Annotated in this window: 8 protein-coding genes and 1 rRNA gene; 8 read left to right on the forward strand and 1 reads right to left on the reverse strand. The window is 34.0% G+C overall.

Features of this window, described 5'->3' with window-relative positions; all coding sequences use genetic code 11:
* Nucleotides 1-155 precede the first annotated feature (155 nt).
* From rrf to glgP, 3 genes are all read left to right on the forward strand, one after another.
* Nucleotides 156-266: ribosomal RNA gene (gene rrf / locus BUC21_RS00005) — 5S ribosomal RNA — on the forward strand.
* 462 nt (nt 267-728) lie between these two features.
* Entirely contained in the window at nt 729-2,408 is a 1,680-nt protein-coding gene (locus tag BUC21_RS00010; RefSeq protein WP_073398436.1) for a glycogen/starch synthase, read from the forward strand.
* Between the two features lie 15 nt (nt 2,409-2,423).
* On the forward strand, nt 2,424-4,997 hold the full coding sequence (gene glgP / locus BUC21_RS00015) for an alpha-glucan family phosphorylase (protein ID WP_073398437.1): 2,574 nt from the start codon (nt 2,424-2,426) through the stop codon (nt 4,995-4,997).
* 184 nt (nt 4,998-5,181) lie between these two features.
* Here glgP and BUC21_RS00020 read toward each other — a convergent pair whose 3' ends face one another.
* Entirely contained in the window at nt 5,182-6,273 is a 1,092-nt protein-coding gene (locus BUC21_RS00020; RefSeq protein ID WP_073398438.1) for a TlpA disulfide reductase family protein, read from the reverse strand.
* A gap of 403 nt (nt 6,274-6,676) precedes the next feature.
* Between BUC21_RS00020 and BUC21_RS00025 the strand changes: the two genes are divergently transcribed.
* The 5 genes from BUC21_RS00025 to BUC21_RS00045 all read left to right on the forward strand — a co-directional run bounded on the left by BUC21_RS00025 (nt 6,677) and on the right by BUC21_RS00045 (nt 11,778).
* On the forward strand, nt 6,677-7,588 hold the full coding sequence (locus tag BUC21_RS00025; protein ID WP_073398440.1) for a sugar phosphate nucleotidyltransferase: 912 nt from the start codon (nt 6,677-6,679) through the stop codon (nt 7,586-7,588).
* A 10-nt stretch (nt 7,589-7,598) separates the two neighbouring features.
* Nucleotides 7,599-8,633, forward strand: a complete 1,035-nt coding sequence (gene galE, locus BUC21_RS00030) for a UDP-glucose 4-epimerase GalE (RefSeq protein WP_073398442.1) — start codon at nt 7,599-7,601, stop codon at nt 8,631-8,633.
* 420 nt (nt 8,634-9,053) lie between these two features.
* Nucleotides 9,054-10,310, forward strand: coding sequence for a carboxypeptidase-like regulatory domain-containing protein (locus BUC21_RS00035; protein WP_073398444.1), 1,257 nt, complete (start codon nt 9,054-9,056; stop codon nt 10,308-10,310).
* Between the two features lie 78 nt (nt 10,311-10,388).
* A complete protein-coding gene (locus BUC21_RS00040; protein ID WP_073398446.1) occupies nt 10,389-10,934 on the forward strand; it encodes an RNA polymerase sigma-70 factor in 546 nt (181 codons plus the stop codon).
* 4 nt (nt 10,935-10,938) lie between these two features.
* On the forward strand, nt 10,939-11,778 hold the full coding sequence (locus BUC21_RS00045; protein ID WP_073398448.1) for a FecR family protein: 840 nt from the start codon (nt 10,939-10,941) through the stop codon (nt 11,776-11,778).
* The last annotated feature ends 1 nt before the right edge of the window (nt 11,779 follow it).

Below are 11,779 nucleotides of genomic sequence, written 5' to 3' on the forward strand. Positions count from 1 at the left end.
TTCTTTCCATATATGGTTGGCTAGATAGTTTGGCTCTTATAAATCAAATTAAAAGAGCTTGTTTTATTGCTTTTACATTGTGTTTATCTTAATATGCTGAAATAAGGAAACAAAAAGAAACAGAATAAAATCAGTAAAAAAGAAATTAAAAATATTAAGGTAGCTATAGCATCAGGGTTCCACCTCTTCCCATTCCGAACAGAGAAGTTAAGCCTGATCACGCCGATGGTACTGCGTAACAGTGGGAGAGTAGGTAGCTGCCGTTTTATCTAAGAGTCCTGTTCATGAAGTATGAATGGGACTCTTTTTTTGTATATACCCTGCATGGTGTATAACTTCATGGTGTGTATCCATGGGCGGTAATATCTATTGCATCTACTTTTATATTTATCTTTGTCAAGGTAATTCTCCTCTCCCAGAATAAAGTGAGCTTTTCTTATTAATGTAAATAAAGTGTCTTAGCTTATGCTTCTTAGAAATGCTATGAATGCTTCATTGATATAGAAATCATTTTGCAATCTGTTTTATTGTTTTTTTTGTTATAATCCTGGATAAAGAATTGAATGCTTTAAGTGTTTGTAAACTAAATAATTAATATTATATAAGATAATAATATGTAAAACACAAACGTTTGCTCTATCTTTCCAATATAATTTATGATTATTAATAATTTATTCAATATTAAATTACTACTTTTGCCTTCGTAAAAGATTGTTTTAAATTATATTATGGTAGATTCCCTTATAAGTCCTGATTATATTTTTGAAACTAGTTGGGAAGTCTGTAACAAAGTTGGTGGCATATATACAGTATTGTCTACTAGAGCTAAGACTCTTCAAGATAGTCATAAAGATAAAGTGATATTTATTGGTCCTGATTTCTGGATTGGTAAAGATAACCCGTTATTTATTGAACTGGATTATCTTTATAAACCATGGAAATTGCATGCAGAAACCAATGAAAACCTTTCTGTACGCATTGGCCGATGGAACATTATTGGCGAACCAATTGTTATTTTAGTTGATTTTACTTCATTCTTCTCAATGAAGAATGAAATATATACAGAAGCCTGGAATCATTTTCAAGTTGATTCTTTGCATGCGTATGGTGATTATGATGAAGCATCGATGTTTTCTTATGCATCAGGAAAAGTAGTTGAAAGCTTTTATAAATATAATCTTAATCGTAAAGATAGAGTAGTTTATCAGGCGCATGAGTGGATGACGGGGTTAGGTGCGCTATATCTACAGACTGCAGTACCAGAAATTGCTACTATATTTACAACACACGCAACTTCGATAGGACGTTCTATTGCTGGTAATCTGAAACCATTGTATGACTATCTCTTTGCATATAATGGCGACCAGATGGCTCAGGAATTGAATATGGAATCAAAGCATTCTATTGAAAAACAAACGGCTCACCATGTTGATTGCTTTACTACTGTTAGTGATATTACTAATAAAGAGTGTAAGGAATTGCTGGATAAAGAGGCTGAGGTTGTTTTAAAAAACGGGTTTGAAGATGATTTTGTGCCTAAAGGGAAGAGTTTTTTAGCCAAGCGTAAAAAGGCAAGAGCAAAGATGCTCAATGTTGCAAATAAATTATTGGGTACAAATCTGGATGATGATACCTTACTTGTATGTACAAGTGGCAGATATGAATTTAAAAACAAAGGTATTGATGTTTTTATTGAATCATTAAACCGATTGAATAATGATATTAATCTGAAGAAGAATGTTGTTGCCTTTATTAATGTACCAGCAGGTACTCCTATACCCAGAAAAGATTTAGTTGAAAGATTAAATAATGGTAATGGCATAACAGATTCTTTAGAATTTCCTTATATTACGCACTGGTTAGATTCTATGTCTGATGATAGAGTGCTTAATATGATTAAATACCTTGGAATAAGAAATAGTAAGGACGATAAAGTTAAGATTATATTTGTTCCTTGTTATCTTGATGAGAATGATGGCGTTTTCGATCTTAGCTATTATGATTTGCTTCTGGGGTATGATTTGAGTGTTTATCCTTCATATTACGAACCATGGGGATATACTCCTCTTGAGAGCATTGCTTTTCATGTTCCTACTGTTACAACGGATTTAACAGGATTTGGACTTTGGATTCAGAGTATTAGAACTCAGCATGGTTTGGAGGATGGAGTTAAAGTCATTCATCGCTCAGATAATAACTACATTGAAGTAGCTGATGCTATAAAGGAATCGATAATTTCTTTTTCAAATAAATCGGAAGAGGAAATAGAACATATTCGCCATCGTGCTGCTGTAACAGCAGAACATGCTTTATGGAAACATTTTATTAAATACTATTATAAGGCGTATGATATTGCTCTTCGTAATGCAAAGAAGCGCCAATTGAAATCGGAAATATTAATCAAATAAGTAATTTATAAAATTATGAAGGTTAAAGTTAGTAACGTGAATGTTCCTGTTTGGAATGAGATAACAGTAAAGTCACGTATTCCTGAGGAATTAAAGAAATTATCAGAAATAGCTCATAACATTTGGTGGTCCTGGGATTCCGAAGCGGTAATTTTATTCCGTGATTTGGATCCTGTACTATGGAAAGAGGTTGGATTAAATCCTGTTACTCTTTTGGAACGTATGAGCTTTGAAAAGCTTGAAGCACTATCAAATGATAAGGTTATCATTAAAAGAATGAATGATCTTTACGCTAGATTTAAAGAATATGTTGATGTTAAACCAGATACAAATCGTCCTTCTGTGGCATATTTCAGTATGGAATATGGTTTATCAAGCGTACTAAAAATCTATTCGGGTGGTTTAGGTGTTTTGGCCGGTGACTATTTGAAAGAAGCCTCGGATAGTAATGTCGATCTTTGTGCTGTTGGATTTTTATATAGATATGGCTATTTTAATCAGACTCTGTCAATGGATGGTCAGCAGATTGCAAATTATGAAGCACAAAACTTCGGAAGTCTTCCGCTGGAACGTGTTATAGGTGCCGATGGGCAACCTCTTGTTGTGTCTGTTCCATATCTTGACTATTTTGTTCATGCATATATCTGGAGAGTAAATGTGGGAAGAGTTTCACTTTACCTGATGGATACAGACAATGAAATGAATAGCGAGTTTGACCGTCCTATTACTCACCAGCTTTATGGTGGTGACTGGGAAAACCGTTTGAAGCAGGAAATACTCTTGGGTATTGGTGGTATGCTAACTTTAAAGGCATTAGGAATAAAGAAAGATATCTATCATTGTAATGAAGGACATGCTGCTTTAATTAATGTTGAACGTATCTGTGATTATGTAGCTACCGGACTTTCATTCAATGAAGCAATCGAATTGGTTCGTGCTTCGTCACTTTATACAGTACACACTCCGGTTCCTGCAGGACACGATTATTTCGATGAAGGTTTGTTTGGCAAATATATGGGAGGATATCCTAAGAAAATGGGTATTACCTGGAATGATTTGATGGATATGGGACGTAATAATCCAGGTGATTCGGGCGAACGTTTCTGTATGTCTGTATTTGCATGTAATACTTCTCAGGAAGTAAATGCTGTGAGCTGGTTACATGGAAAAGTTTCTCAGGAAATGTTTGCTTCAATCTGGAAAGGTTACTTCCCGGAAGAAAGTCACGTAGGGTATGTTACCAATGGTGTTCACTTTCCTACATGGACTGCTACTGAATGGAAGAAGCTTTATGCCAAATATTTCGATGCCAGCTTTATGTACGACCTTTCTAATCAGAAGATTTGGGAAGCTATATATAATGTGCCCGATCAGGAAATATGGAATACACGTATAACCTTGAAAAATAAGTTGGTTGACTATATCCGCAAGCAATTCCGCGATACTTGGCTGAATAACCAGGGAGATCCTTCACGTATTGTTGCTTTATTGAACAAGATAAACCCGAATGCTCTTTTAATTGGTTTCGGTCGTCGTTTTGCTACTTATAAGCGTGCACATTTATTGTTTACAGATTTAGATCGCCTTTCTAAGATTGTAAACAACCCAAATTACCCTGTTCAGTTTATATTTACTGGTAAAGCCCATCCTCATGATGGAGCAGGACAAGGCTTGATCAGAAGAATTATAGAGATATCTCGTCGTCCTGAGTTCCTTGGAAAAATTATTTTCCTTGAAAATTATGATATGACTCTGGCTCGTAGATTGGTATCCGGAGTTGATATTTGGCTGAATACTCCAACACGTCCTTTGGAAGCTTCTGGTACATCGGGTGAAAAAGCTTTGATGAATGGAGTTCTTAATTTCTCTGTACTTGACGGATGGTGGCTTGAAGGCTATCGTGAAAACGCAGGTTGGGCGCTGACTGAGAAAGTTACTTATCAGAATCAGGAACATCAGGATCAGTTAGATGCTGCTACTATCTATGCAATGCTTGAAAATGAAATCATTCCTTTGTATTATGACAAGAACGACGATGGTTATTCTCCAAAATGGGTTCAGTTCGTAAAGAACTCAATTGCTCAGATTGCTCCTCATTACACAATGAAGAGACAGCTTGATGACTACTATATTAAGTTCTATAATAAGCAGGCTAAGCGCTTCCATGTTTTAGCTGATAATAAAAATGCAAAAGCTAAAGAATTGGCTGCTTGGAAAGAGGCTGTAGTAGATAAATGGGATACAATAGAAGTGAAATCTGTTTCAGTAAATGGTGAATCTGGTAAACTAATTATTGAAAGCGGACAAGATTATGACGTAGAAGTTGTAATTGATGAAAAGGGATTGGATAATGCTATTGGAGTTGAAATCGTAACTATTATAGTAGATAAAGATGGCAAACAGCGTATCTATTCAACTGACGAATTTGAATTAGTAAAGAAAGATGGTGACTTGTTTACATTTAAAACTAAATATAGTTTGTCGAATGCTGGTAGCTTTAAGGTTGCATTCCGTATGTATCCTAAGAATATAGATCTTCCTCATCGTCAAGACTTCTGTTATGTACGTTGGTTTAATTTAGGAGTTTAACTCTCTAAGTAATAATATAAAAAGCGAGGTGCTAAGTTTTGTTTTAGCATCCTCGCTTTCTTTATACGAGATTGCCACTATTGAGCAAACTTTAACTAATAAAAAAAGTGAGCCGTTCTAGCTTAATAAGAACGGCTCACTTTTTTATATCTGAATTATTGCTTGCTGTTACTAATAAATAGAATTATTTGATTAATTCTGCTAATTTACTTTGCAACTCTGCACCGTGTAGTCCACGAGCAATGATTTTTCCATCTTTATCAAGTAATACAGTATGAGGAATACTGCGTATAGCATAAACCTTAGCACCTTCGCAATCCCAGTATTTTAAATCAGACATCTGAGGCCAAGTAATATTTAATTTTGTAATACCGTCTTTCCATGATTTTTCGTTCTTGTCAAACGAAACACCTACAATTTCAAATCCTTTGTCTTTATACTGAGAGTAAGCTTTAACAAGATTAGGCATTTCCTGGCGACAAGGACCACACCAGCTAGCCCAGAAATCTATCAGTACATATTTTCCTTTTCCTGCATAATCAGATAATTTAATAGATTTTCCATCTGGAGTAAGCATTGATAAGTCTGCAAATTTTTGACCAACAGAAGTTGCTTTGGCTGTCTTTACTAAAGCCTTCAAACGAGGAATATCTTCATTATTTTGGAATTTGGCTGGAACCTTGGCAAGAATCTTTTCCAGATTATCATACTCAATATAATAATTGTATGCTTTCAACAGATGAATACCAACCGGATTTGTTATGTTTCCATCGATTGTTTCAATAATAATATTGGTCTGACTACTTTCAAGAGCGCTTAATTCATTCTTTTTTGTTTCTCTTTCTTCATTACTCAAGTTAGGAGCCTGCATTAAATTATATACAGCTTCCATCTTATCATTCACTTCATTCATTTTTGCTTTGAAAGCATTATAAGTATCGTTGGAAGGAGTACCTACAATATTTTCTCTTTCTCCAAGCGTAAGACTGATATCACCGTTTTCCAGAAAGAAATCCGCATATAACTTTGTCTCTCCTTTTGTATAAGTTATATACCGATTTACAGTTGAATCCTGTTTTCCTTCGAAAATAAATTTGCCGTCTTTAATTACAGCAGCTGCAACTTTTACAAATTCACGGTTTACTCTGTTCTGAATATAAACAGAGTCGCCATCAGCAGCTCCTGTTACTGTTCCTGTTATTTTATAGGTATTCCCTCCGGTGCATGATAATGCTGTAAGGGAAGCCATCGCAAATAAATAACTAATTCTTTTCATAAATTGATGTATTTGTTTCTATTATTGAATACAATATGCAAATATAGCAGTTTTTTTTCTCTATCCTATTTTGCCGAAACATTATTAGATGAGCATTTGTTATTACATTCTAATATTGATAACATTAAGTCGTAAATAAACGAATGAGTCTTTAAATTTCTAGAAGATATTTAGAATGATAAAAAATATCTTGTACAAAAGATTGTTTTCTTTTGTACAGAAGAATTAATTGTTTTGTACAAGGAATTTTGAAAGTTTCTTTATGCTTAAATAATATCCGGGCGAAAATCATAAATATTTTTTTTAATTTTCTGCCTTTTTAGGAATTACTTTATCTCTAAATATTAACTGTAACTCGCATTATTTAGTTACATTTGCACTGCAAATAAAAGATAGAATCAGAATGACTACGACTTTAGTGGTGCTTGCCGCAAAAATGGGTAATAAATATGGTGGCCTAAAACAATTAGAAGGAATTGGGCCAAACGGAGAGACCATTCTCGACTATTCAATGTATGATGCTATAAAAACAGGATTCAATAAGGTAGTATTCGTTATTAGCAAATATTTTGAAGAGGAATTCAAGAAAGTTGTTTCTTCAAAATACGAAGGTAAGATTGAAATTGAATATGCTTTTCAAGAAATAGAATCTGTTCCTGAGGAACTAAGAAATAGCAAAAGAAACTTGTTGTGGGGATCGGCACATGCTTTGCTTATGGCTAAGGATGTTATTAAGGAACCTTTTGGTGTAATTAATGCTGCAAACTTTTATCAACGTGAAAGTTTTGAGATACTCTACAATGAATTACAGAATATTCGTAATACCCGTGATAAACATTTCCTTGTTAGTTTTCGCTTAGCTAATGTTTTAGCTGAAAGTGGCGGACTGACGCGTGGTATATGTGAAGTAAACGAAGAGGGTAATCTGATTTCTATTATTGACCGTAAAGGAGTAGAAAGAATAGGAGGGGATCCTATGTACTTGAATGAGTTTAATAAATGGGTAGGCCTTGATGTTGCTTCTCCTATTTCTATGAACATGTGGGGATTTAGTCCCGATATATTTACCTCTTTAACTCATGAATTCGATTCTTTTATTGCTAAAAGCGGTCTGGATTTGAATTCAACCTTTACAATTCCTCAGTTTATGAATACTATGGTCCAGAAAGGACTGAAAGTTAATACTATAAGCACGCCGGCAAAATGGATGGCATTAGTTTCTCCTGATGATAGAATTCAGGTAATACTACGTATTAATGATCTTATTCGTAAAGGTGTTTATCCCCAAAAACTATTTGAACTAACCAACCTATAAAATAATTATAATGAAAAAAAGAATTTTAGTAACTGGTGGTACCGGTTATATCGGTTCTCATACAGTTGTAGAACTCCAAAATAGTGGATATGAAGTAATCATTATCGATAATTTATCCAATTCAAGTGCCGATGTTGTTGATAATATTGAAAAAGTGTCTGGCATTCGTCCTGTTTTCGAAGAATTAGATTGCCTTGATTTTGCTGGTCTTGATGCTTTGTTTACTAAATATAAAGGTATTGAAGCTATTATTCATTTTGCAGCAAGCAAAGCTGTTGGTGAATCTGTTCAAAAACCATTGCTTTACTACCGCAACAATCTTGTTTCATTAATAAACTTATTGGAACTGATGCCTAAACATGGTGTTAACGGTATTGTTTTCTCTTCATCTTGTACCGTTTATGGTGAACCCGATCAGCTTCCTGTAACAGAACAAGCTCCAATTAAGCCTGCAACTTCTCCTTACGGAAATACAAAACAGATTAATGAAGAAATTGTAAAAGATACTGTAACTTCAGGTTCTCCAATCAATGCAATTCTTCTTCGTTACTTTAATCCAATCGGTGCTCATCCAACAGCTTTATTGGGTGAACTTCCTAATGGTGTTCCACAGAATCTGGTTCCATATATTACTCAAACAGCTATTGGAATCCGCGAGCAATTAAGCGTGTTTGGTCATGATTATAATACTCCTGACGGCACTTGTATTCGCGACTTTATCAATGTTGTTGATTTGGCTAAAGCTCACGTTATCGCTATTGACCGTATTTTGAATGGAAAACAAAAAGCTAAAGTTGAGACTTTCAATATTGGTACAGGAATAGGACTTTCTGTATTGGATTTAATCAATGCATTTGAAAAATCTACTGGCGTAAAGTTAAACTATAAGCTTACCGATCGTCGTGTTGGTGATATTGAAAAGGTATGGGCTAACCCTGAGCATGCAAATAATGAATTGGGTTGGAAAGCTGAAACAAGTACTGAAGATACTCTTTTATCTGCCTGGAAATGGCAATTAAAATTAAGAGAAAGAGGTATTCAATAATGCATAATGATTGTTTAATTTTATTTAACAATAAAAATTAAACAATACTATAGTATTAATGTTTATACTTTGTGAGTATGCCCGAGATCCCAGCATAAATGTGAATTTAAGCTTGTGTGATTAACGTATGTCTCCCCGGCATAGACAGGTGTACTTGCATAGTAGTTTTGTCGTGTTTTATTTTGTGTTTGTGTTGTGGCGGTGCATGACGTGAGTCGTCGCACCGTCTTTTTTTTGTTCGTTTAGGATAGAGATATTCTAAAATTTAAATGTAATAGGAAGAAAACTATCTCATTTTCCACTTGTTCGATTTATTATGGTGTTTTTTTTATGTGTTTTTCTTTAGGGTATTTTATTACTGAATGGTCATATATATAGAAACCGGTGATCCATTAGTAATCAAATTAAAAAAACAACATTATGAAAACACTATTTAAAAGCTTAATTTGCACGCTTATTTTGATACTTGGAGCAAGTATTCAAAGTGAAGCCTTTGCTTCTGTTGCAGAAGATTATATCACAGTAAACGGAATTGTAAAAGATTCACAGACAAAAAAGAAAGTGGAGTATGCTACAATTTCTATTCCTGGAACTACAACAAGTACGATTAGTAATGTAGATGGAGAATTTTCTCTGAAAATTAAGTCATCTGTTGAAGCCAGGGAATTGGTAATCTCTCATGTTGGTTATTCAAGTTCACATGTATCTATTTCAAAAGGTGAACAAGAAGCAAAAACCTATTATCTTAGTCCCAATGACTATGTTTTGAAAGAAGTTATTGTTCAACCTGCGTTAGCTCGTTCAATAGTTGAAGAAGCGGTAAGTAAGATTGAAGCTAATTATAGTCCAAAATCTAATATGTTCGATTGCTTCTATCGTGAAACAGTTCAAAAAGGAAAACGCTATATCCAAATATCTGAAGCTATTCTTAATCTTTATAAAGAGCCTTACACCAAGGGTATAGAAAGAGACCGTGTACGTATCTTTAAAGGTCGTAAATTAGTTAGCCCTAATCAAAAAGATACATTGGCAGTTAAATTAATGGGTGGCCCGTATATGTCTGTTCTACTCGATGTTGCCAAAAATAAAGATATATTGCTAGATAAAGAAATGCTATCCTCTTATGAATACACAATGGAGGAACCTGTAAATCTAGATAATCGTCAACAATATGTTATCAGTTTTCGTCCTGCTGTTGTTTTACCTTATGCACTTTATTTCGGTAAATATTATATTGATAAACAATCTCTTGCCTTTACGCGTATTGAATTTAGTTTAGATTTACGTGATCGTGAGAAAGCTATCAGTCAGATTCTTATCAAAAAACCTGCAGGCTTACGCTTTAAACCACTGGATGTTAACTTCCTGATTACATATAAAGTGCAAAATGGAGTTAGTTATATAAATTATATACGTACAGAATCTCAGTTTAATTGTGACTGGAAAAGAAGATTGTTCAAGAGTAAATATACTGTTCTTTCAGAAGTGGTGGCAACAGAACGTGATGATGCACCAGCTGAATCTATTCCTTACAAAGAATCTTTTAAATACGATCAGACATTCTCTGACAAAGTATCTAGCTTTACAGATGAAGACTTCTGGGGCGGTTACAACATTATAGCACCTACAGAATCATTGATGGATGGTGTGAAGAAGTTGAAAAAACAATATAAATAATAATTGATAAAGAAAAAAGAATTGTATATATTTGAATTTTAATCTAAAGAAAAATGATTAATTCAAAGCGAATTAAATATGCTGAATGATTTGCTCCTCCTTAATAAGATAAAAAATGGCGATGTCCAGGCTTTTGAGAAATTATTCCGTTCTTATTATAAGCCTCTTTGCTATTATGCAGATTCTTTCTTAAATGATATGGATAGTGCTGAAGAGATTGTTCAGAACATATTCTATATGTTTTGGAAGGATAGGGCAGATTTACAAATAAAGCTTTCTGTGAAATCTTACTTATTTCAGGCAGTTCAGAATAAATCTTTTAGTTACCTTAAACATCTCCAGGTAATGGATGTATATCGTGAAAAAGTAACTTTGGAAGAACCTGAAATAAGTAACTTTTCACCGGCTGATGATCTGGAATACAAAGAATTGGAGAGCAAATTTACATCTTTACTTCAACGATTGCCTGAGCGGCAGAGAAGAATATTCTGTATGAATCGTTTTGGAGGGAAAAAGTATAGCGAAATAGCCAGGGAACTTTCAGTTTCAGTTAAGACAGTAGAAGCAGATATTAGTAAAGTACTAGTTATTCTGCGCAAAGAATTGAAACATTATAATCAGTGAAATTATGTTCAGAAAAGAACCAAATACAGATGTTGCATGGTGTGCGCTTTATTCAAGGTTGCAAAATGAAAACCTGTTGAATGAAGAACCAGTGCAAATTAAGCAGAGAAAGAGAATAATTCCTGTTTATTGGGCTGCTGCTTGTATAATAGCCCTTCTTGGCACAACGATATTCTTCCTTTATAATTCTGATAAAAAGAGTGCAGATTTACTTACGCTTCAGAATACTGAGAACGAGAATATCTTGGTCAAGACATTGGAAGACGGCTCTACGGTTTATTTAACCTCAAACGCTTCTGTTAGTTATCCAAAATCCTTTTCTGGAAATAAGAGAGAGATCTCTTTAAAAGGAGAGGCTCTTTTTGATGTTGCTAAAAATCCTTCTAAACCATTTTTGATTGAAACTGAAAAGGTTACAGTGAAAGTTTTGGGAACCGCGTTTAAAGTAAAGTCTTCAGCCGAGGGAGACTTTGAACTGGTTGTACAGAGAGGAAGAGTCAGAGTAACAGAAAAGGTTAATGGTAATTCTATTGTAGTAACTGCTGGTCAGTCTGTTTCATTTATAGATAATCATCTATTTAAATACTCAAATAAGGATAGTAATATTTTTAATAGATACACATCTAAAATGCGATTTAAAGATGAAACGCTGCAAAATATAGTGCACGTTATCAATCAAAATAATGATTCCTTTGTTGTTCTTAAAGGAGATTTATTGAAGGCTTCTAGGTTAAATGTGCAATTCTATAAAAATAATGTAAATGAAATGACACAGATTATTAGTATGGCCCTTAACCTGAAGCGAGAAATTCGTCAAGATACAATTTTTATATCTCAACCTTAAA

It is taken from the genome of Bacteroides luti, assembly GCF_900128905.1.
GTDB classification, from domain to species: Bacteria; Bacteroidota; Bacteroidia; order Bacteroidales; family Bacteroidaceae; genus Bacteroides; species Bacteroides luti.

Coding starts and splice junctions, on each gene's coding strand:
- BUC21_RS00010 (WP_073398436.1), top strand. CDS start 729: ATGGTAGATTCCCTTATAAGTCCTGATTATATTTTTGAAACTAGTTGG.
- glgP (WP_073398437.1), top strand. CDS start 2,424: ATGAAGGTTAAAGTTAGTAACGTGAATGTTCCTGTTTGGAATGAGATA.
- BUC21_RS00020 (WP_073398438.1), bottom strand. CDS start 6,273: ATGAAAAGAATTAGTTATTTATTTGCGATGGCTTCCCTTACAGCATTA.
- BUC21_RS00025 (WP_073398440.1), top strand. CDS start 6,677: ATGACTACGACTTTAGTGGTGCTTGCCGCAAAAATGGGTAATAAATAT.
- galE (WP_073398442.1), top strand. CDS start 7,599: ATGAAAAAAAGAATTTTAGTAACTGGTGGTACCGGTTATATCGGTTCT.
- BUC21_RS00035 (WP_073398444.1), top strand. CDS start 9,054: ATGAAAACACTATTTAAAAGCTTAATTTGCACGCTTATTTTGATACTT.
- BUC21_RS00040 (WP_073398446.1), top strand. CDS start 10,389: ATGCTGAATGATTTGCTCCTCCTTAATAAGATAAAAAATGGCGATGTC.
- BUC21_RS00045 (WP_073398448.1), top strand. CDS start 10,939: ATGTTCAGAAAAGAACCAAATACAGATGTTGCATGGTGTGCGCTTTAT.